Source organism: Mucilaginibacter sp. Mucisp73 (genome assembly GCF_059491465.1).
In genome coordinates, this window is the sequence record NZ_CP168507.1 from 6,245,294 (window position 1) to 6,267,640 (window position 22,347).

The window sequence follows — 22,347 nt, forward strand, 5'->3', positions numbered from 1 at the left end:
TGCTTATAAACTTGTTTGTACGCCCGGCTGTAAAATCCTGAGCTGACCGCCAATACCCAGCGCGTTAAATGATTGCTGCAGCATCTCGCCCGTTTCTGTATAATGCGACCAGCCCTCAAAATGCACCGGAATAATTGTAGCATCGGGAAAGGCGAAGGCGGTATCAATAGCATCATTAGTGCCCATTGTTACATTGAACGGGCCGCGGGGCTTGGCTGCCCCGGCAAATATGAAAACATATTGAGGTTTAAATTTTTCTGCAACCTCCTTTACGCCATCGTAAAATACGGTATCCCCGGTGATATAGATCTGGAGCCCGGCAATAGTTACAATAAAACCTGTTACATCGCCGGTAAGTTTTTCGCTGCCTGCAGGGCCATGCCTTGCCGGTGTGCCGGTTATAACTACTTCATCGTTAAGCGCGATGCTTTCCCATGGGGCCAGGCCAAAGGCATTGCCGCCTAATCTTTCGGCTCCTATTTTGGTGGTTAATGTTTTATCAACCTGTTTAAGCAACTCCCGGCCAGCATGGTCAAGATTATCGCCGTGCTGGTCATGGCTAAGTAAAACCACATCTATTTTACCGATGTCGGTAGTAGCCGGGCCTTCGGTTTTATGGTAGGCAGGCTTATCGTTGATCATGAACTGCTCACCCGCGGGGTCAAGCGTAGGATCGGTCATGAGCCTTAAGCCGCCGATCTCCAAAATGATGGTTGGTCCGCCCAGGTAGGTTACATTAACTTCGCTTTTCATGGGTTCATAATTTTAGTAGTGTCTTCAATTATTGATTGCATCAGCACGGCTGCTTTGGTGTGTTTTAATATTGGCGCTATCTGCCCGCCCCAAAACAAAATCATATCCCATTTTTGCTGCTCAAGCGCGGCTTTTCTTAACGGCGACATAAAAGTTGTTTGGAGGGGGAAGGGTAAAAATCCGGCTTCCTTTCCGGCCAGGTCTTTAGCAACCTTGCTGGTAATACCCCGGCCAAGCCTGCCGGTAAACGCGCGGGATAATGTAGTATATTTTGCCGCATCCGAAAAAAGCATTTGCCTGTGGATAGGAAGCGCACCCGATTCCTCACATGCCAAAAACGCCGTACCTATCTGTACAGCATCGGCACCTAATGTTAAGGCTCCGGCTACCCCCCGGCCATTAGCAATGCCCCCGGCGGCAATAACGGGCACTTTTACTTTCTCCTTAATTAATTGAAGTAACACAAAAGTACCGGTGGTTGATGATTCGGCAGGGGCGAGAAATGATGGTCTGTGGCCGCCCGCCTCAAAGCCCGACGCAATTATCATATCTACCCCGGTGGCTTCTAAAGCTATAGCTTCATCCAATGTGGTAGCTGCACCTACGGTAACAATGTCTAACTTACGGCACTGCTCCATCACATCGGCAGGCAACGTGCCAAACATAAAGCTGAATACTTTTGGGCGTAGATCAAGGATCACCTGCAACTGGTTTTCGAACCGTAATTTAAAAGGATCGGGCTTGGGCGGCAGGGGGATCCCGGCTTCATCAAAATAAGGTTTAAACAATTGTTTCGCGTGTTCGTACTGCGCATCGGTAGCAGCTCCGTCCGGTGCATCGGTTTCCGAAACCCATATGTTAATGTTGTACGGTTTATTGGTTGCTGCTTTGATCTGTTTATCTACCGCTGCAATTTCGGGCGCGCTCAGGGTGTAAGCCCCGTAGCCACCCAGCCCGCCGGCATTTGATACCGCGGCTACCAATTCAACCGACGATAAATTACCGCCAAAAGGCCCCTGCAAAATAGGGTAATCAATACCTAATAGTTCCGTTGCTTTTGTGTTATACCACATGGTTTTAGTATTAAATCGATAGTACAAAGTCTGAAGTCGCAAGTCTGATTTTCTCTTTTCTCCACTTAGAACTTATGACTTTAGACTAAAGACTATAGGTCAATTTATCACTGAAACGAAATTAATTCGTATCGCTGATCATTTTATTTACAATGAGCCACTTGCCGTCGAGTTTATGGAACGATAAAAACTCATGATAGTTATAATCGTACATTTTTACCTGTACTTCGGCAACTGCAATTGAATTTACTGCTTTAACAGAAATGATTTTCCCGTTAAATGGTTTGCCCGAATCCTTAGGGCTTACCCTGTTTTTTACCCCATCCAAATAAACATCCAATGTTTTGGCATAAGGCTGTCCTTTTACATCGCCAAAAAGCAGGGTGCCGGTATTCATTACCTGGTTTAACAAATCTAAATTACCTTCATAAATCCCTTTGAAGTAGTAATTTTCAAGCGCCTGTTCAATGGCAGCTTTGCTTTGATCGTTAGTTTCCATTTTTATTGATAAATTAAACATTATGCCTGCCGCTAAGCAAGGCATAATGCAATTGCTAAAAGAATTTTACACTCAATTTAAATTATGGCCTGCCGCCATGCCTCCATCAACATTGATAATGGCCCCGCTGATGAAATTGTTTTTGGCAACGGCGTACACCATTTGGGCTACCTCCTCAACTTCGCCCACCCGGTTCAGCAGGTGTAATCCTGCGCTTTGGTCGGCATCATCACCGTGCATTGGGGTACGGATAGTACCGGGCGCAATGGTATTTACCCGGATATTATCTTTACCAAACTCGCCGGCCAGTTGTATAGTAAGCGCGTGTATTGCACCTTTTGATGCCATTTGTGCTGTAATGGGAACTCCGCCAAGAGCATGGTTAACCAATGGTGTACCTATATTGATCACCACACCATCATGCTGTTTAAGCATTTGTGGAATCGCAGCCTGGGTGGTGAAGTAAGTACCTTTAAGGTTGGTGTTTAAAAAACGGTCGAGGTAGGCTTCATCAACTTCAAGAAACGGCCTGGTTTCAAAAATACCGGCGTTGTTGATCAGCACATCTACGCTTCCAAATTTATCAAGGGCTGTTTGGGTCAGCTTTTCGCCTGTGGCTTTATCGCTTACGTTTCCGGCAACCATGGCCAGGTTATCGCCAGCACCCAACTCCTGGTAAACAGCTTCCAGTTTATCGGCAGTTGTTGAGTTAATGACTACGTTATCGCCCTTTTCTAAAAAATAACGGGCTATTTCTTTACCGATACCGGATGATGCTCCGGTAACGATTATTGTTTGTTTTTTCATTGTTTTACTTCTTGTCGGCAGTGATGCCTCTTTCTCTTAATACTGATGTCTGTTCGCCGGCATATCCCCAATCATCCAGCTCAATTTCGCTGATCACTACATGGGTTAAATGCGGGTCTTTGTTCAGGGTATCGGTAATCAAATCGGTTACACCCTTTATCAGGATTTGTTTCTGCTCGCGGGTAACACCTTCGCGGGTCAGTTCAATTTTTACGTATGGCATGGCTTTAGTTTTTAAGCAAAAGCTGTTTTAAACAGCTTTTGCGGTTATGTTTACATTCAGGTCAAAATCGTTGTAGATAAGTGTATCGCCCAGGTCTTTAAAAAAGTTTCCGGAACGAAACCTCATGCCGTATTTGGTACGGTCGACCACAACTTTACCGGTTGCGTTTACGGTATCGGCTGCGGTAGCAACCTGCGCGTCAAAACTTACGGAATGAGTGATGCCTTTTATGGTCAGGTCGCCGGTGATCCGATAAGTGCCGTTGCTGCCTTTGTTGATCGCAGTAACCACAAATTGAGCTTCGGGATAATTTTCTGAATTAAAGAAGTCGTCGGAAGCAAGGTGGCCTGCAAACTGAGCGTTGGTAGCCGGGTCAGTTATGTCAAGGATTTTAATAGAGGTGGTGTCGATATCGAATTTACCGCCGGTTAATTGTCCATCTGCAAAAGTTAAAGAGCCATCTTTTATAGCGATGGTACCATTGTGTGCGCCTGTAACTTTACGACCAATCCAGTCGATGTTACTTTTTGCGCTGATGATTTCAAATTTTTGAGTTTCCATTTTGTTATGTCTTTAATGACAATACAAAGTTGGGGACTAATGGCCTGGAAACTGTGTGACCTACATCACAATTGAAACACCGCTTTATTTATGTGATGTACGTCACATTTTAAGAATGGTATAAACGGCTCAATGTTTCCCTTGAAACGCCTAAGTATGAGGCTATTAATTGTTTGGGAACCACATTGTACAACGTAGGGTACTGCGCCAGGAGCTCTTCATAACGATGCCTGGCGTTGTTATTCATAAATGATAGCAGCCTTTTTTGAGTAGCTACATAGCCCCTGTTGGTACGCCAGCGAAAAAAGTGCTCGCTTGCGTGAATTTCATTGCAAAGCTTTTCGCGGTCGCGACCAGTGAGGCAAAGTACTTCGGCATCCGTAATACAATCCAGGCTAATTGTAGCGCGCTCGCCGCTGTAAAGTGCGTTATAATCTGAAGCCCACCAGGTAGGCATAGCAAACTGCAGGATGAACATTTTCATGTCGTCGTTAATAAAAAACGACTTCAGATAGCCCGAAAGTACGAAATACTCACAGTCTACTTTATCACCTTCCCCGATTATAGTTTGCCCTTTTTTAAATGTTTTGTAGGTGAAATGCGAAAAGAAATAATCGAACTGCTCATCGGTCAGTGAGGCGGTTTTGCTTACGTGCTCTTTTAAAATTTCTTTTGGCTGCATGTGATAAAAATAACTACAAAAAAACTTTATTTGGATAAGAAAGTCAATGTTTAACTTTCCGGCATTTCCGCTTATTTGGGTCTTGATATAAAGTTAAAGCAATTCATGAGGGATTAATGTGATTCCGTAAGTGATAAATTTACGTTTTACTATGGAATGAAAAAATTGAACGATATTTTGCTGCTTGGCGATGAGCGTCTTTACCAGGTTTGCCCGCCGGTATTACGAAACGAATTGCCGCTGGTAAGCGGTTGGGTTGAAGATATGCACCATGTAATGCAGGAGATCAGGCAAAAATACAACTTTGGCCGGGCTATCGCTGCTCCCCAACTGGGCATTATGAAACGCCTCGTTTACATGAATATTGACAAGCCTGTAGTTTTCATTAACCCCGAAATACAGGACGCCAGCGATGAACTTTTTGAACTTTGGGACGATTGCATGAGCTTTCCTAACCTGCTGGTGAAAGTTAAAAGGCATAAAACCATCACCGTAAATTACCTTGACGAAAACTGGCAGCAACAGCAGTGGGTAATGACGGATGCCCTATCTGAACTGATGCAGCATGAGCATGATCATTTGAACGGGATTTTATGTACGATGCGGGCTATCGACAGCATGGCGTTTAAATGGCGGTTATAATCTGATTCATGAAACAATTTATAGCACATATTACTGTAGTTGTAGATAACTACGATGAAGCAATTCAATTTTACACGGAGAAATTGAATTTCGACTTAATTGAAGATACCCTGATCAACGAAAATAAAAGATGGGTGTTGGTAAGACCCAGGGGAGCATTTGAGTGTAGCCTGCTGTTAGCAAAGGCCGTAGGTGATGAACAAAAAAGTCGGATAGGACAGCAAACGGGTGGCCGTGTATTCCTTTTTTTAAGGACCGATGATTTTTGGTGCGATTACCGTGCGATGCAGGACAAAAACATCATCTTCGTTCGTGAACCCCAGGCGGAACCATACGGCACGGTTGCCGTTTTTAAAGATCCCTTTGGTAATTTATGGGATTTGCTTGGTTGAGCCCAAAGCTGCCAAAATCCGGTCACCAAAGCTTCTTATATACGGCTGTTAAATAAGAAATTAAAAACGCCTGTAACGTATAGGGGTAAAGTGTGGTCATAGCTGTATTACCATTAAAACCCCATTTATGAAAAACTATATTTTACTTCTTCTGCTTGCCGGGCAAACCGCGGTGGCAGCAGCGCAAGATGGCGACAGCCGTTCGTTATATCTTACCAAATCATTGGCTAACGATGCCATTACCAGCGCCGTGGTACGTACATCGGCCGGAGGTATTGTAGTTAGCGGGCAGGCCGGGCAAGCTCCGCGGGTGGAAGTTTATATTAAAGGCAACAACGGCAATGATCTTTCAAAGGAAGAGATCAAAAAACGCCTTGACAAGGATTATACACTCGACATATCGGTTAGCGGGCATGAAGTTAGGGCCATCGCCAAAAGCAAGCGTCAAAACTTTTTTAACTGGAGAAGCTCATTGAGCATCTCATTCCGCATTTATGTACCGCAGCAATGCGCAACCGACCTGGAAACCAGTGGCGGCGGTATTGGTCTTGATAACTTAAAAGGCAACGAAAAATTTAGCACCAGCGGCGGTGGTTTAACTATCGACAGGCTTTACGGTACCATCCGCGGTAACACCTCGGGCGGCGGCATTCATGTTTCCAATTCGGGCGATGATATTTCGCTTGAAACCAGCGGAGGCGGTATTGAGGCTAAAAACTGTAACGGCAGGATCAGGCTTGAAACCAGTGGCGGCGGTATAACTTTAGAAAATTTAAAGGGTAATATTAACGCCGAAACCAGTGGTGGCGGTGTTAACGGCAATAATATCAGTGGTGAGCTCATCACCAGCACATCAGGAGGCAGCATTGATCTTAAACGCATGGCAGGGAGTATTAGCGCGCAAACCAGCGGCGGTGGTCTGTACGCTCAAATGCTAAAAGTTGGCAAATATCTTAAACTGGAATCAAGCGCCGGTAACGTTGATATCGAACTTCCGCAAAACCAGGGCTACGACCTCGACCTGCGAGGTGAAGGCGTGTCGCCATCATCTGTTGCTAAATTTAACGGACAATGGGAAAAGGAACGGGTTAACGGTAAATACAATGGCGGCGGCATCCCGGTTAAAGCAGAAGCATCCGGCGGCAGTGTTAATATAAAATTCAGGTAAGTATTTAATAGTTAAGCAATAAAGGGAAAAGCTCCGGGTTTATGATCCGGAGCTTTTCTCTTTTCTATCCTTGGTGAGTGTTTCGCCCTGTTATCAGTGCCATTAATCCCCAAACCGGCCCTATGGCCAGTAGCATGTAAATATATCGCGCGTTTTCGGCCGTTCGTAAAGCCGCGATCAGTTGAATACTTACAATGGTAACAGCAAAACCGAAGCAATTGACAATGGTTAGCGCGGTTCCTCTTGATTGCTGATAGGCATTTTGCGCAACCAATGTTGAAAACAACGGCGAATCGGCAATGACTGCAATAGCCCATATCAATAAAAATGAAATCAATATCCATGTCGAGCCGGTAAATAAAAATAGCGGCGATACCAGGCAACAGGTGCAAGAAATTGTCAACGCGATGGTAGCTACTTTTTTCACACCCAGATATTTCGATATGATACCGCTGGCTGCACAGGCCAAAGCGCCCATCCCAATAATGAGAAAAGACAATAAGGGGACATTCAAAACTGCATTTGAGAACCGATTATTGTAGGCGGTTAGCATCATGGGGACAAAAGCCCAAAAAGCATAAAGCTCCCACATGTGGCCAAAATAACCAAAGGCTGCTGCCCTGAATTGCCTGTTTCGAAAACTTTGTAAAAACGCAGCCGGATTAAGCGCCACTCCCTGCTTCCTTTCCGGACCGTCGGGTACCAATAATATCATCGTACATCCGCCCAAAGCGGCTAATATCGATGTCGACAAGATAACGTACCGCCATGGCAACGTGGCCATCAGGTTTTTAAGCAGGTGCGGCAACGCTGTGCCCAAAACCAATGCTCCAACCAAAAAACCGAGAGCTTTTCCCAATCCCTGCGGATAATGGTCTGAGGCTATCTTCATGCCCACCGGGTAAATCCCTGCCAGGAAAAAACCTATGGTAAACCTTAGCATTAATATTATCGCAGCATCTGTTCCGGGTAAACATGCCAACGCATTGACAGCTGCGGCAATAAGCGCACAGGTAAAAAACACCCTTACTGGCGAAAACCTGTCGGCAATACCAAGGATAGCAAAAACAAGGGTGCCGGTAATAAAGCCAAGCTGAACCGCGCTTGTTAAGTAAGCCAGATAAGATGGTTCAAGCTGTAATTGTTTGGCTATATCGCCCATAACCGCGTTGCCTGCAAACCACAGTGAAGTGCAAAAAAACTGGGAGAGTACGATTACCGGGAGGATACGTTTCATTTGGTTTTGAAGAACTATAGCGGTGCAATAATAATTATAAACTGTACGCTAAAAAAATAGTACCGCTTTTACCTTGCGTATCCCGTTCAGGAAACGCCACCTGCATTTTTAATTCCCGTTATGTTGCCTTTATAAAAATATGTATCTTGAGTTTCAAAACTAAACCTAACCCTGTCATCATTACCAATGGATAAACAACAAATTACCGAACAGATAAAGTGGATGATTGCCGACGGCAATTCAGATCATGAGATTGAGGCCCTGTTGGTTGCAGAAGGCCTTGCCCGGGCCGAAGCAAAATATACACTCTCGGTAATTAAAAATGAACTGTTCCCGCACGAATATCCGATAATCCCCGAACCTCCCCAAAGCCGAAATTATCTTTGGATCGGCCTTCTAACGGCTACGTTATTGATATTACTACTTGTTTTTCATCCATGGAGCAAATCAAAGACAGCCGAAAGAGAAATAACCCCAGCCGATATGATCCGGCTTATGAAAGCAGGGCCGGGCGTTTATACTACCGAACTCAATAAAATCAACAGCGGATGGGTTTTTGACCAGGATAAAGACAGATGGGAAAATAAGAAACGAAAAACAGCCCTTGCCATCAGGATGGAACAACTTCTGTACATGTGTCCTGTGTTGCACGATCATTCATTCCAGGACTATCTTGAAAGTCATGACTTCAGAGACATAATTTATGGAAAACCCGGAAGCAAGATTTACCAAAACAGCGAATTTATGTTTACCATTCAAACCAATGGAGCCTACACAATGATTTCGCTGGCAAACCGGTAAATTAGGCCAATGCTTCTAAACGTATCTTTTCCATCGATCGTAAAAAAGTCAAATTTTTTAGCCGGCGCTTCATAACACCCTTTTTACAAAACGCCAAAATTTAAACATTGTTAATCCCGGGTTAACAAAGCCTCCTTGTTTATCAATAGCAAAAAGCTGAAAACCAGCTGAAAGCAACACAAATAAGAAAAGCAATATTGATTTTAATTAATAGATAAGTTAACCCTATATTTATTTCCTGATAATAAAACAACCGTTGCTTTGCACCAATTATCGCCCTACTATCTCAACTCGGGCATCTATTAAAACAGGGTTTGTCATTAATTAAAACTATGAAAAAAAACTACAGATTTATTTTAAGGCTCTTTTTTGAAAAAAGTAAAACGATTTGTCTTTTCCTGCTGATGTTTATAGCCTCGTCAGCGGTTTTTGCACAGGACGGCACCATAAAAGGTACCGTTACCGATGAAAGTAATCTTCCTTTACCCGGCGTAGTGGTAACCGTAAAAAGTTCGGGACGATCAACCTCAACCAACGCTAACGGTGCCTATACTGTAAAAACAAGCGGCGCAGGCGATGTACTTAAATTTACCTTTTTAGGCTCGGTACCAAAGGAGGTTACTGTTGGCGAAAAGAACACGGTGAATGTTACGATGGTTACCGATACCAAACAACTTAAAGATGTTGTAGTTATCGGTTATGGTACCGCGAGCCGCAAGGACGTAACAGGCGCTATCACTTCGGTTAAAGCCGAAGATTTTAATGCTGGTGTATTAACCACTCCTGCCGAACTATTGCAGGGTAAGGTAGCCGGTTTAAATATTACCAAAAGCGGCGACCCTAACAAACAGCCTGCCACAATTTTAAGGGGACCCTCAACCTTACGTGAAGGTGCAGCTCAGCAACCTTTTTATGTAATTGATGGGGTACCGGGTGCTTCTATCGATCTTTTGGCCCCCGCCGATATCGAAAGCATCGACGTGCTGAAAGACGCCTCTTCAACCGCTATTTACGGTTCACGTGCTGCCAACGGTGTAATCATTGTTACTACCCGCAGGGCCAAAGCCGGTCAAACAAGGTTAACTTACAGTGCTTATGGCGCCGTTGAGAACGTGTCAAAAAACATTGATGTACTTACCGGCGACGAGCTGCGTAAATATTTAACAGACAACGGTGTGCCTAAATTAAGCGCTGCTGATGACGATGGTTCAAATACCAATTGGCAAAAACTGGCCGAGAGGACCGGTTATTCACAAAACCATAATCTTTCATACGGCGGAGCCGGTACCAATTCGGAGTATGGTGCAAGTGTAAACTACATGAAAAACAATGGTATATTAAGAAATACCAGCCTGGAACGTACTATTTATAAAGGTTACATTAACCAACGGTTTTTTAATGATCGTTTAAAATTGGGTATCACGCTTACCAACAGTGCTACCAAAAACAACGATATCTTCCAAAGCCAGGTGTTATCGGGTATTTTATTCTACCTGCCAACGGTTAGTCCTTTTAACCCGGATGGTACCTATAAAGAAAACTATACCCGTACAGGTAGCGGCCCTTTGAACCCGTTATCATTAATAAATAACAACTTTACCAGAACAGAGAACAACAAAACATTAATCAATGGTTTTGCCTCTGTTGACATCCTGAAAGGTTTAAAATTTACCGTATCGGGATCAACCCAAAAAGAACAGAATAACGTTAACACCTATTCTACCAGCCAATCTGGTATTTATGTTAATCAAAATGGAGTAGCCGTACGCAGTGCTTACACCAATACCAGCAACGTAGTTGAGGCTTATTTTAACTACGATCGCGTATTCGGTAAGCATTCATTGAAATTGTTAGGTGGTTACTCTTATCAGCAGGATCGTAATAACGATGGCTTTGGTGTGCAAACACAAAACTTTTCAAATGATGCTTTAACATACAACTACCTGGCACTGTCAAACCCAACGCAGCTTTCGCAAATTGTGTTCAACCCTAACTATATATCTACGTTGAGGTTTGTATCGTTCTATGCCCGTGGCCAGTATGAGTTTTCGGATAAATACCTGTTACAGGCTTCATTAAGGGAAGATGGTTCATCGGCATTTGGTATTAACCAGCGCCATGGTTACTTCCCGGCGGCTTCTGCGGGTTGGAAAATCATTAACGAAGAGTTCATGAAATCGGTTCCTGTTATCAGCGATTTGAAATTAAGGGCTGGTTACGGTGTATCTGGCAACAGCTTAGGTTTTGATGCCTTTACTGCAAGGTTAATTTACGGTGTGCCACCGGGCGGCGGTAAATTTTTGAGCAATGGTAACATTGTTAATCCTATTGGCCCGGTACGTAATGATAACCCTGATTTGAAATGGGAAAGTACTGCTACCACCAACATCGGTTTGGACTTTGGTTTGTTTAACAACCGCTTAACCGGTTCGGTAGATTACTATATCAAGAAAACATCCGACCTGATCTATACCTACCCGGTATCAACCACACTTTACTTCTATCCGTTTTACACTGCCAACGTAGGTAAAATCAAAAACAGCGGTATCGAGGTTGTTTTAAACGCGGTACCTGTAAAATCACAAGCGTTTACCTGGCGTACTTCATTCAACGTTTCGCATAATAAAAACGTTGTACAAAGCTTATCAAACAGCCAGTTTGGTCTTAACTTTATACAAACCGCGCAGTTAGGCGGTAAAGGCCAGTCGGGCAATTACAGCCAGATCATTCAGCCCGGCTATGCAATTGGCACATTTGACCTGTGGCACTATATGGGTAAAAACGCCAACGGTGTAAGTACCTATCAAAAAGCCGACGGATCGGTAATAGCAACCCAGCCTTTAACTTCTGATCAGTTTATTAAATATGATGCGCAGCCTAAACTGGTTTACGGCTGGAGCAACAGTTTTTTCTATAAAGGCTTCGACTTAAACTTCCTGGTGCGTGGTGTTTATGGTAACAAGATCCTTAACGCCACCCTTGCTTCATTGAATAACCCTGCCGATTCAAAACTGCAGAACATCCCAAGGTTTACTTTAGGCGAATCATTTAAGGATGTCAATGCCTACCTGATCTCTGACCGTTTCCTTGAAAGCGGCTCATACCTGCGTTTGGATAATGCTACTTTGGGTTATACCGTTAAACCACACATCCAGGCCATAAAAAGCCTGCGTTTTTATGCTTCGGGCAACAACATTTTCATTATCACCAAATACCGGGGTGTTGATCCCGAAGTTAATATCGGCGGTTTAACCCCGGGTATCGATAATCGCGATTTCTATCCTAAAACACGCACGTTCAGCTTAGGTATAACCGCATCATTCTAAAAAACCTCAGAAAGACAAAAGATGAAAAAGATATTTTTTATATGTGCCGCTATTGCTGTGATCATGAGCACATATTCATGTACAAAATTAGATGTACCTGTTGAATCACAATACGTAAAATCAAACTTCCCAACCACCGATGCCGATTATACCGCATTGCTTGGTACCATATACTCTAACCTGTCATCAAGCTATGCGGTACCTTACTGGCGCATGCAGGATATGTCGACCGATGAAGCTATTTTACCTGCCCGCGACGGTAACTTTGACGATGGGGGCCAGTACCGCCAGTTACACTACCACACCTGGACCTTTGACCATCCTAACGTTATCGGCGTATGGCAGTGGGGTTTCGGCGGCATCAACACCTGTAACCGTATTATCACTGTTATCAATGCCTCTTCATCGTCAGCAACAAAAAAAGCGTCATCAATTGCCGAGGTTAAAGCAATGCGCGCCTTATATCTTTACTTCATGATGGACCTGTATGGCAATGTTCCTATCATCACCGACTTCCCGGTGACTACGCAACCGACCAATCAGCCACGCGCTAAAGTGTATGAGTTTATTGAAAGCGAATTAAAATCCGTTTTACCTCTATTGCCGGCTAAAAGCAACAACGGCCCAACAAACGTAGCACAATATGGCCGTCCAACAAAGGGTATGGTGTTCGCCCTGCTTGCAAAAATGTACCTGAACTCTGGTGTATATACAGGCACCACCCGTTACCAGGAAACCGTTACCATGTGTGATAGCGTACAGGCCAACACCAATTATTTCCTGGATGCAAAATACCGCGACATATTTTTGCCAACCAACGGTCCGCAGATTAATGAAACTATTTTTGCCGTTCCTTACGACCAGCAAATTCCGGGCAACCAGTTTACCCGTTTCGGTTTCTTTTATTACCTGGCCCAGGCATATGGCTTCAACGTAGGCTTAAGTATTGCCATGAGCACCACACCTGAGTTTTATAACCGCTTTAACATTCCCGGCGATGACCGTAGCAAAACATGGCTTGCGGGACCGCAATATTATCCTGATGGCAACGGCGGTTTCACCAATCAACCGGTTTATTACCCGGCTCCGAATGCAACCAAACAAATTAACATTATCCCAACACTAACCCTTACCGGCTTAAAACCAATGGATTTGGGTAATGATGTGACAACCTCACAATCGGAAGGTGTACGTTCAATTAAATACTATCCTGATGTTAACATCATCCAGGCTACCCGTTTAAACAGTAACGACGTGCCGGTATTCCGTTTAGCCGATATTTACCTAATGAAAGCAGAAGCTATATTACGTGGTGCTGCTCCAACTACCATAAACGGTGACGCACAAACTCCGCTTACTTTGGTAAACAAACTACGCAGCCGTGCCCACGCGGAGCTTGCTACATCAATTGACCTGGATGGTTTGCTGGATGAGCGCGCACGTGAGCTTTCATGGGAAGCATGGCGCCGTAATGACCTGATCCGCTATGGTTTATTCGAGAAAGAATATCCACTACCGGTTATGGGCGGCAAAACGGACGACCTGAAAATGAACACCGATCCAACCCGCAGGTTATATCCAATTCCATCAACCGAATTAAAAACCAACCCTAACCTGAAACAGAACCCGGGTTATTAATTAGTAACATTTTTTATACAAGCGCAAAAGGCAGGCCTTTTGCGCTTGTTTTGTTAAACCAATAATATATTTACCAAAATGAAACTTACAGGCGGATTAATTGGGGGCATTATTCTTTCAGCATCTGCGCTATTGAGCAATCCAGGCGACCAGAAAATGAACCATTTCCAGGTAATAGGATCGCACAACAGCTATAAGCAGGCAATTGATCCCAAACTATTTCGTTTTTTGCAAAAGCGCGATTCGGTTGGTATGAGTAAGATAGATTATGAGCACATCAGTCTTACCGACCAGCTTAATTTAGGATTAAACGCTTTGGAAATTGACGTTTATGCTGATACCAAAGGTGGCAAATATGCCCACCCTAAAGGGTTGGATTGGGTACCGGGCCAGCCTGCTTTTGATACCCGGGGCGTAATGAAGGAGCCGGGTTTTAAAGTATTCCACATTGAGGATATTGACTTCCGCAGCAATTGCGCAACTTTTAAGCTTTGCCTGCAGGAATTGAAGAAATGGAGCGATGAGCACCCGGATCATAACCCCATTTACATTACCATGAACGCCAAGGACGAAGCTTCAGATAAACCAGGGTTCACTGTTCCGGAAAAATTTACAGCTAAAACCTTTGACAATCTGGATAAAGAAATTTTAAACAACCTGGGCAAACAATATTTAATTACCCCGGATGATGTGCGCGGCACATACAAAACCCTTGAAGCTGCCGTATTGCATAACAACTGGCCAACGTTGAAAGCGGCCAAAGGGAAGTTCATTTTTATTCTTGATGAAAAAGGCGAAAAAAGAGCTGCCTATATCGCCGGTCACCCATCGTTAAAAGGCCGTGTATTGTTTGCCGATGCATTGCCGGGCACACCTGAAGCCGCCATTCACATTATGAATGATGCTAAAAAGGACCTGGCAGCCATTCAAAAACTGGTTAAGAAAGGTTACATTATCCGTACCCGTGCCGACTCGGATACAGAAGAAGCCCGCGCAAATGATATGAGCTCGTTTATAGCAGCGCAAAAATCAGGTGCACAGATCATCAGTACCGATTATTATAAAAAAAGTACGCATTTCAAATCTGATTATGTGATTAGTTTTAACGGTGGTGCTTATTTTAAAGAAGATCCGCTGTTTAAAACCGGCTCACAAGGTTCGGTCGGGAATTAACCAATCCAAATTAAAAAGAAGAAAGGCCTGTAATAAAATTATGGGCTTTTCTTCTTTTAACAACAATCATATTAAGCTGTCGCGGTGCTTGTTGTTGGGTCAATGATGGCCTTAACTTCGGCAATGCTGGTTACCGGGAAGCCGCCTTTCATGGCATGTTCGCGAATAACATCTTCACTTTCGGCAATATGGATGCAATAGATCTTATCGGTAGTAACAAACGACTGAATCCAATGGTATGGCTTTCCTAATTCATTTACAACCGAACACGACGCCTGTGAAATAGCCTGTAACTCTTCGGGCGACAGGTTACCGGCGCCAGGCAGCTCCCTTTCAATTACAAATTTTTTCATAAAATATGATTTAATGGTTAAATATTACTTTCAACAGCAACGTTAAATCAAACAGGTGTAATTGGCGGAAATGGAAGATAAAATGCTACTAAACAAGCGGCGACATTTTATAAATCAAAGCTATAGAATAAATAAGCAATAACCCAGTTTCGGCGTATTTAATTTTTTACGAGACAGGAACGTTCAGAAAAAAAGAAATCCCGCCTGATCTTACGTCACGCAGGGTTTCTTTTTTAATTCAAACGCCTTTTATTTTTAAGATTTAGCCCTGCTGCGGCCACGGGCAGCAATTTTAAGCCTACGCCGTTTAAGGGAGATCTGTGTGTTTTGCTTCCGGTTTTCGGCAACATACTGATAGTAGGTGTTTAAGATCTCTTTATAGGAGATTTGCCCGGCTATGGTATTTCCGGCGGCAATAACGGGAAGCACCTCTGCCGATTCTTCAGCCATGATCTCCACAACACGTTTCAGCGGATCATTACTCCTCACGGCCTGTTTACTTGCCTTGGTTATATTACTTATGGTGAGTTCGGCAGAAATACTATGGTTATAAATGTCGGTCAGGCTAACCATGCCTGCATAGCTGCCATCATTTTTAATCACTATAAAAAAACTTTGGGTAATATTATTTCCTGTAAGCCAGGCCCTTGTTTCGGCTATGGTACTATTGCTTTTTAAGGTTTCGCCAACTTCATTGTTAACGTCGGCAACAGTCAGTACCTGTAATAGATCAGGTTCGTATGAATCAGGTGTATATACACCGCGGCGGGCAATTTTTTCGGTCATGATGGTATTTTCCATCAGGAAGAATGAAACCAGGTACGATGCTGTGCAGGCACCAAGCAAAGGCAGTAATGCATGCGATTGCATGGTAGCCTCCAGCGCGAAGGTGATACTGGTTAAATAAGCCCTTGAAGCGCCTGCAAACATAGCGGCCATACCAATAAGCGCAGCTATTGGAACACTTATGCCCGCATCAGGAAATACCAGGTGTACCAATGCGCCAAAAGCCGCACCAGCCGCGCCGCCAATGGTTAACAAGGGAGCAAGCGTACCACCCGACGTGCCGCTGCCCAGGGCTATAGCCCATGAAAGAAATTTGAATAAACACAAACGCACAATTAGCATCAATGATAATGTGCCCGAAAGAATAGTAATAATATTATCATATCCTACGCCGAGGGTGTGCGGTGCAAAATAACCTATCAGGCCTACCGCCAGGCCACCAATTGCAGGCCACCACATCCAGTGGATGGGCAGTTTTTCAAAGCTATCTTCAATAAAATAAACTATTTTGGTAAGCCCCAATGATATAAAGCCAATGACCAGGCCAATGATGCTATAAATAGCCAGGGCGGTATTTGAAGGTGTATCTACATCAGGCATCGGGAATACAGGCCCGGCTTCAAATAAAAGATGGTGCCCGGCTGCTCCGGTGATACAAGCTAATGCCACCGGTAATATGGCCCGGGGCGAAAACTCGAACAGCAACAGCTCAATAGCTAAAAACACCGCTGCTATGGGTGTGCCAAATATGGCCGACATGCCCGCTGTTGCTCCTGCTGCCAAAATAATTTTACGCTCGTTGGGCGATATTTTGAATAACTGGCCAAAGGTTGAACCAAGTGCCCCGCCAGTTGCAATAATAGGCCCCTCGGCGCCAAATGGTCCGCCGGTACCTATGGCTATGGCCGATGATACGGGTTTCAGAAAAGTTATAATCGGTTTTATTTTGCTTTTATTTACCAGGATCTGCTCCATTGCTTCTGGTATGCCATGCCCCCTGATCGCCTTGGAGCCATACAGGGCCATAATGCCTACTATAATGCCGCCTATAGCCGGTATAACAATTACCCATAAACCCAAATGGTTATTGGCCGGGCTGTGAAAGCCGGCATCCAGCGTTCCGTAAAATGAGATATTGATAACGATATTAATAAGATAGATAAGGCCTTTGGCTATTACGCTGATAAGGCCGGCAATAAGAATACAAAGTGCCGATATAAAGATCAGCCTTGTTTTCATTTGCCTGGTGCCTTTTAAGCCGGATTTAAAATTGTAAAGATCATTTAATGAAGGTGAAACCGGGATGGCGTTCTGTTTTGTTTCCATGTTTTGATTAGTCCCGTTCCGTTTTAGGGGACTGTGCTATTTTTCTTGCAAAGGTAATACTTAAAGTAGCATGAATAAATTTTATTTTCAATTTTATATTGCATATGCAATGTTTTTATTTAACATTTGCTTAATTTTTAATAAAAATCATTGCACAAACAATAGTTATGAAAATTACCAGTATTATTCTTTCTGTTTTAGGTGCCGCAAGCATCATTGCCGGATTGTTGCTATTCAGGAACCTGAATACCGTTAATCCTTTCGATTCCCATCCGTGGAGCATTAACATTAATGGCATCCGCTCATTCCCATGGCCTGTTTTTGGCGGTGCGGTATTGTTAAGTTTGGGAGTTATTTTTAACATGGCTACCTGGGAACAGCCAAAAGGCCGCCGCTTTTAATAAATTAGCATGTTTTTATAACAGCACCGGCTTAAATACACATCAATAAATGGCGAAAAACAAAGATAAATGCGATTTGGGGACTTGCTTTTTATGTACACACTGCCTGCCCGACTGGATCCCGGCAATCAGCGCCGCCAGGAAAAATATCGTTGTAAAAAAGGGGCAGCAGATCTTTAAAGAAGGTGATCCCGTCACCGGCATTTACTTTGTTTATTCGGGCACGGTAAAGGTTCATAAAAAGTGGGATAAGGAAAAAGAGCTTATTCTCCGGTTTGCCCGCGAAGGTGATATTGTCGGGCATCTTGGTTTAGGCAGTACTGAGTTTTACCCGGTTTCGGCCACAGCCATTGAGGCAGGTATAATTTGCTATATCGAAATGCCCTTTTTTGAAAGTACCCTGCAAGTTAACAATAACTTTGTTATTAAGCTGATGCGCTTCTTTGCCAACGAATTGCAGGAATCCGAAAAACGGATGCGCAACCTGGCACACATGCCGGTTAAAGGCCGCGTGGCACAGGCTTTCATTTCGCTCAAAAACAAATTCGGACTTAACGAAGATGGTTTTATCAATATTGAACTTACCCGGCAGGACCTGGCCTCATTTACAGGCGCGGCCTATGAATCACTGTTTCGCACCATTAATGATTTTATCGATGAGGAGATCATCGAAATATCGGGCAAAAGCATCCGCATAAAAAATGAAACCACATTGCTGAAACTGACGGAAGAGGAGCAGCAGGCCGGATAGGTTGCCTGAAAAAACCTGACACCACTCAAATATGGAACATTATTTTGAGCAATATAATCCGTCCCGGCAAGGTGTACGAACTGGCGGTTAATGTATTGGCCGATAAATAAAGCGTGTTATAAGTTTTTACATTCAGAAAATTAGCAGCGCTCAGCTCCAGGTCGGTCTTCCATTTTTCGACCCTGAATTTTGCCGAAGCATCTGCAAAAAAGTATTTGAGATCAGGATTGCCCTGCTGGCGGGTAAAGTAATGCTCGCCCGATAATTTGAACTGCAAATAGGTTACAGGGTTATAGTTTACCGCTGCTTGCTGAAGCAACTGGTTAATATGATAAGCCGATGCCTCCGCTGCAGAATGACTTTGGATTTGGGTAAATATAACTTTATAGCTAAAGTTTACCTGCTCATTCACTTTGGTATCCGCGCCGGCATTGATGGTTCTGGCGATGGTATTGAAAGGCAGCAGCACGTTATTCTGGATCTGCACCGACTTATTACTTTGCCATTGCATCCCTCCGCTGAAAGTGGTTTTTAATGCAAAGGAATATTTGCTGACAGTGCCGTTCACCGTCCACGAATCGGTACTGTTAGAATATGGCAGTATTACACGCTGCCGCAGGGTGTTGGTAATTACTTCTGAAGCGATATTATTGGAAGCGATATGGTTATAAACAATGTTCAGGCTGGCGAACAAAAGGGTTAGCGCTTTGCGGTAGTTAAATCCAAGGGCGGCCAACTGGTTCTGCCGTTCGGTAAGGCCGGCATTATTGGCATAAAGTGTCCGGTAATCCTTCAGGATATAGCCCTGGTACATGTCTTCTATGGTACCCGCCTCATTGCGGTAGCTGTAAAGCAAATTCAGGTAGTTCTCCATCCCGGTTTGATATTTTACTTTTAGCTGCGGATTGAAATATAACCTGGTTAAACCCTTGCGCAGGGCATACAGGCTATCCGAATAATTGATCTGCTGTAGGCTTAACGGCAAGGTGAGGTTCACTTTGAGGATACTGCCCGGCAGATCGTAAGCCGCTTCGGCATACAGTTTTTTCCTGGCCCAGTTTAAATGGTTGATGGAACTGTCTGATTCAAGGTTAACCGTGTTATCTGCCTGTACAACTTTTAGATCGGAGTTTAACTTTTGTAATTGAACGCTGAACCCTGTTCTGAAACTTTGCGTGATAAGGTTCGACGGTATTTTGAAAGAGATATAGTTATTGGTATACCACGCAGGTACATTTACATTTTGCACCAGCTGCGCATAAGGGACATTATTGTTAAATATTGAATTGTTATAGTCCGGCCCAATTGTCCTGCTCTCGGGCTCAGTCGAATGACTGATATAGGAGTAAGCCTGGATAATGTTGTTTGATCTTAAGGATTTGATCAGGTTAAATTCATTAGAAAAATTCAGCGCGTTATCTTTAAATACCTGGTTTACCATGCCGCCGTTTGTATTCAGGTCTGAGTAATTGGTGGACCGGTTGTTATCCATCAGCAACACATCGTTCAGGTAATATTTATCCTGGTTAATGTTCAGCGTAAACTGAGTATGCAATATGTCGGGGCGGAAGCGGTTACGTTGAGTTTCATTATAGCGTACCGTATCGCCGGGTAAAAAGATGGTGGTGTGCTGGCTGTAGTCCTGACGCCGGGTATCGCGCAAATAGTAAGCATTGATCTTCATCTGCACATTCTTTTTAAAATTGACCAGGTTATTGAGATTGAGGATCCCCGAGCGATTGAATAAATACCGGTTACGTGATAAAGCCGGGTCATTCACCGAACCAAGCGATAACATGGTGGCCGGCACATCGTTATCGATCCGCTGCATATAATCGGCAAAATTGTGCGATACCAGGTCCTGCTGCAGGTCGTTACCTGTATTATTGCCTTTAAGGTAATTAATGGCCTTGTACTTATCCTTAAACATCATGGCATTCAAATCCACATCATAATTGCCAGGTAAGCCCGCGCCGATGCTCTCTTGCCCCACCATCTGCAATTTAGCGCCTTTTTTGAAGCTGAGGTTTAGCGCCACATCATCGCTCACTACTTTATTTTGGAGCACTTTAACGGGCTGGTGGTTCTGGATCACCTGCACCTGGTCTACCACCCCTTGGGGAATGGTAGTGGTAGCAATATTATATTTATCGTCCAGCAGGTTATCACCGCCGATGTACAAGTTGGAGATCGGTTTATTGTTATAGCTGATCCTGCCGTCAGCGGTAACCGTTATACCCGGCAGTTTTTTAATCACATCGCCAATAACCCTGTCCTGCACACTGCTGAAATCAGATACTTTATAGCTTAGGGTATCACCGTTCGTCCGCAACACTGGCCGGCTGCTTTTAATCACTACGGCCTGTAACTGGTTGATGGAAACAGATAAAGTAAAATCAACGGGCGCCTGCAAATCCGTAATCCCCCTGCTCTGATTTTTATAGCCTATACAACGCACCTCGATCAGCAGGCCGCTCACGGGTGTATCTGCCGGGACCGGCAAAATGTAAGCGCCTTTGGTATCGGTAATGGTATAGTTTATAATGTTATTAGTGGCCGCGTTTTTGAGGTTAATGGTGGCATAAGGCACCGGTTTCCCGGTGCTGTCTTTTACTGTCCCCCTAATACTTTGACCAAAGCCGTGAGCCGAAAATAGTAACCCTATAACCAGCAACCATGCTGACTTTATAATCCGGCTCATTTCTTTTCAGGCAATTCTATCGGGTTATTGATCACCGGCTGCGGTCCGATCCTGATATCGATTTTTGGGGCTGGCCTTCCCTGGCTTGCCGCCTGTGCAGCCACCATTGACTGGGCAAAGGCATTCGGGTCTTTTCGCATGGCCTCCTGCAATTTAGAAAACTCCTTTTCGGTAGTTTTAATGGCATTGGTGGGGAGCTGAATGATATTTGGATCGCCAACCTGATCGTCCATGCCTATCATCACGGCCATCCGTCCCTGGTTATCAGGAGCCGGGCTGGCCGGCTGATCACTTTTTTGCGGAGAGATGACCGCTTTTTCAATCCCGTCAAACTTAAAATAGACTTCTTTTTTGGTATCATAAGCCTCTACAATCACCCCCGGTAGTCCATTGAGTTTCCAGGGGCCTATATGCAGCGGCAGATCAGGACTGAACCAAGCCGTATAATCCCTTCCCTTGAAATGGCCTGTTGCTTTTTGGCAATGCAAGCCTCCAAACGTTGCTGTATCTCCGCTTATTTTCCACTCGATGGCGGGCAGGGCATCTGTTATGAGATAGCTATTGAACAGCAGCGGTTCTTTCCTTGCCAGTTTTTTACCGTTCGGGAACTGGTAATAGTCTGTACCCGAGCCTGATGACCTTCGTTGGATATTTACGTGTCCGTCGGGTGAGTTGGTTATCTGTTCCTGCACCTGTTTTTTGAATAGCGCATCCTGCAGCTGCTTGTCATAACTTTTGTAAACCCCGGCATTTTTTCCTACAATCAAAACCATGTTCTCGGTGTAGGGGTGCTCATGGTTGGTGGTATCCCTGATGTGGGAAAACTTGTAGTGTACCAGCACTTGTGCGGTATCCGGTTTTTGTGCCCGGGCCATAATGGTGCATGATAAAAAGACTGTGCACAATAGAAATCGCTTTTTCATAATTTGGATATTTTTAAACAATAGTACCTTACCCTTTAAAGCCACCAAAAACTTTGGTATGAACAGCGTCTTCATTTCTGCATAGAATGGATATTTGTTATTTGAGCTTCTGCCGAAAACAAATTGCCGGT

Annotated in this window: 21 protein-coding genes; 9 read left to right on the plus strand and 12 right to left on the minus strand. The window is 44.1% G+C overall.

Annotation, left to right across the window (positions count from 1 at the left end):
* Positions 1-3: 3 nt before the first annotated feature.
* The 7 genes from ACEN82_RS25950 to ACEN82_RS25980 all read right to left on the minus strand — a co-directional run bounded on the left by ACEN82_RS25950 (position 4) and on the right by ACEN82_RS25980 (position 4,598).
* The gene (locus ACEN82_RS25950; protein ID WP_176626498.1) at positions 4-753 is read right to left on the minus strand and encodes an MBL fold metallo-hydrolase; all 750 of its coding nucleotides are present in this window, start codon (positions 751-753) and stop codon (positions 4-6) included.
* Positions 750-1,826, minus strand: coding sequence for an NAD(P)H-dependent flavin oxidoreductase (locus ACEN82_RS25955; protein WP_413322752.1), 1,077 nt, complete (start codon positions 1,824-1,826; stop codon positions 750-752). Before ACEN82_RS25955 ends, ACEN82_RS25950 begins: the two co-directional genes overlap by 4 nt.
* A 121-nt stretch (positions 1,827-1,947) precedes the next feature.
* On the minus strand, positions 1,948-2,325 hold the full coding sequence (locus tag ACEN82_RS25960) for a nuclear transport factor 2 family protein (RefSeq protein WP_218117203.1): 378 nt from the start codon (positions 2,323-2,325) through the stop codon (positions 1,948-1,950).
* A 72-nt stretch (positions 2,326-2,397) separates the two neighbouring features.
* A complete protein-coding gene (locus ACEN82_RS25965; RefSeq protein ID WP_413322751.1) occupies positions 2,398-3,132 on the minus strand; it encodes an SDR family NAD(P)-dependent oxidoreductase in 735 nt (244 codons plus the stop codon).
* A 4-nt stretch (positions 3,133-3,136) separates the two neighbouring features.
* A complete protein-coding gene (locus ACEN82_RS25970; RefSeq protein ID WP_090533605.1) occupies positions 3,137-3,355 on the minus strand; it encodes a tautomerase family protein in 219 nt (72 codons plus the stop codon).
* 27 nt (positions 3,356-3,382) lie between these two features.
* Positions 3,383-3,916: a YceI family protein gene (locus tag ACEN82_RS25975; RefSeq protein ID WP_413322750.1), complete on the minus strand. Its 534-nt coding sequence runs from the start codon at positions 3,914-3,916 to the stop codon at positions 3,383-3,385.
* 109 nt (positions 3,917-4,025) lie between these two features.
* On the minus strand, positions 4,026-4,598 hold the full coding sequence (locus ACEN82_RS25980) for a Crp/Fnr family transcriptional regulator (RefSeq protein WP_413322749.1): 573 nt from the start codon (positions 4,596-4,598) through the stop codon (positions 4,026-4,028).
* A gap of 156 nt (positions 4,599-4,754) precedes the next feature.
* Here ACEN82_RS25980 and ACEN82_RS25985 point away from each other — a divergent pair, with 156 nt between their 5' ends.
* The 3 genes from ACEN82_RS25985 (at position 4,755) to ACEN82_RS25995 (ending at position 6,800) form a co-directional block, all read left to right on the plus strand.
* Positions 4,755-5,240, plus strand: coding sequence for a peptide deformylase (locus ACEN82_RS25985; protein WP_176626513.1), 486 nt, complete (start codon positions 4,755-4,757; stop codon positions 5,238-5,240).
* 8 nt (positions 5,241-5,248) lie between these two features.
* Positions 5,249-5,632 carry a VOC family protein gene (locus tag ACEN82_RS25990; protein WP_413322748.1) on the plus strand — a complete coding sequence of 128 codons (384 nt, stop codon included), beginning with the start codon at positions 5,249-5,251 and terminating at the stop codon, positions 5,630-5,632.
* 127 nt (positions 5,633-5,759) lie between these two features.
* Positions 5,760-6,800 (plus strand): DUF4097 family beta strand repeat-containing protein, encoded by a 1,041-nt coding sequence (locus ACEN82_RS25995; RefSeq protein ID WP_090533615.1) that lies wholly within the window; start codon positions 5,760-5,762, stop codon positions 6,798-6,800.
* Between the two features lie 64 nt (positions 6,801-6,864).
* Here ACEN82_RS25995 and ACEN82_RS26000 read toward each other — a convergent pair whose 3' ends face one another.
* On the minus strand, positions 6,865-8,037 hold the full coding sequence (locus ACEN82_RS26000; protein WP_413322747.1) for an MFS transporter: 1,173 nt from the start codon (positions 8,035-8,037) through the stop codon (positions 6,865-6,867).
* 186 nt (positions 8,038-8,223) lie between these two features.
* Here ACEN82_RS26000 and ACEN82_RS26005 point away from each other — a divergent pair, with 186 nt between their 5' ends.
* The 4 genes from ACEN82_RS26005 (at position 8,224) to ACEN82_RS26020 (ending at position 14,975) form a co-directional block, all read left to right on the plus strand.
* Positions 8,224-8,838, plus strand: a complete 615-nt coding sequence (locus ACEN82_RS26005; RefSeq protein WP_188834135.1) for a hypothetical protein — start codon at positions 8,224-8,226, stop codon at positions 8,836-8,838.
* 332 nt (positions 8,839-9,170) lie between these two features.
* Positions 9,171-12,164: a SusC/RagA family TonB-linked outer membrane protein gene (locus tag ACEN82_RS26010; protein ID WP_495644038.1), complete on the plus strand. Its 2,994-nt coding sequence runs from the start codon at positions 9,171-9,173 to the stop codon at positions 12,162-12,164.
* A 21-nt stretch (positions 12,165-12,185) separates the two neighbouring features.
* Complete coding sequence (locus ACEN82_RS26015) at positions 12,186-13,802, plus strand: RagB/SusD family nutrient uptake outer membrane protein (protein ID WP_413322796.1); 1,617 nt, start codon at positions 12,186-12,188, stop codon at positions 13,800-13,802.
* Positions 13,803-13,880: 78 nt separating this feature from the next.
* Positions 13,881-14,975: a phosphatidylinositol-specific phospholipase C1-like protein gene (locus tag ACEN82_RS26020; RefSeq protein WP_413322795.1), complete on the plus strand. Its 1,095-nt coding sequence runs from the start codon at positions 13,881-13,883 to the stop codon at positions 14,973-14,975.
* A gap of 71 nt (positions 14,976-15,046) precedes the next feature.
* Here ACEN82_RS26020 and ACEN82_RS26025 read toward each other — a convergent pair whose 3' ends face one another.
* On the minus strand, positions 15,047-15,328 hold the full coding sequence (locus ACEN82_RS26025; RefSeq protein ID WP_413322794.1) for a DUF4242 domain-containing protein: 282 nt from the start codon (positions 15,326-15,328) through the stop codon (positions 15,047-15,049).
* Between the two features lie 255 nt (positions 15,329-15,583).
* Complete coding sequence (locus tag ACEN82_RS26030) at positions 15,584-17,440, minus strand: chloride channel protein (RefSeq protein ID WP_413322793.1); 1,857 nt, start codon at positions 17,438-17,440, stop codon at positions 15,584-15,586.
* A 167-nt stretch (positions 17,441-17,607) separates the two neighbouring features.
* On the opposite strand from ACEN82_RS26030, the gene ACEN82_RS26035 reads away from it, so the two are divergent.
* Together ACEN82_RS26035 and ACEN82_RS26040 are read left to right on the plus strand one after the other, a co-directional pair.
* Positions 17,608-17,841: a hypothetical protein gene (locus ACEN82_RS26035; RefSeq protein ID WP_090533632.1), complete on the plus strand. Its 234-nt coding sequence runs from the start codon at positions 17,608-17,610 to the stop codon at positions 17,839-17,841.
* Positions 17,842-17,890: 49 nt separating this feature from the next.
* Positions 17,891-18,592, plus strand: a complete 702-nt coding sequence (locus tag ACEN82_RS26040; protein ID WP_413322792.1) for a Crp/Fnr family transcriptional regulator — start codon at positions 17,891-17,893, stop codon at positions 18,590-18,592.
* Between the two features lie 25 nt (positions 18,593-18,617).
* On the opposite strand, the gene ACEN82_RS26045 is transcribed toward ACEN82_RS26040, so the two are convergent.
* Together ACEN82_RS26045 and ACEN82_RS26050 are read right to left on the minus strand one after the other, a co-directional pair.
* Positions 18,618-21,293, minus strand: a complete 2,676-nt coding sequence (locus ACEN82_RS26045; RefSeq protein WP_413322791.1) for a TonB-dependent receptor — start codon at positions 21,291-21,293, stop codon at positions 18,618-18,620.
* Positions 21,290-22,216 carry a GLPGLI family protein gene (locus tag ACEN82_RS26050; protein WP_413322790.1) on the minus strand — a complete coding sequence of 309 codons (927 nt, stop codon included), beginning with the start codon at positions 22,214-22,216 and terminating at the stop codon, positions 21,290-21,292. Before ACEN82_RS26050 ends, ACEN82_RS26045 begins: the two co-directional genes overlap by 4 nt.
* Positions 22,217-22,347 lie beyond the last annotated feature (131 nt).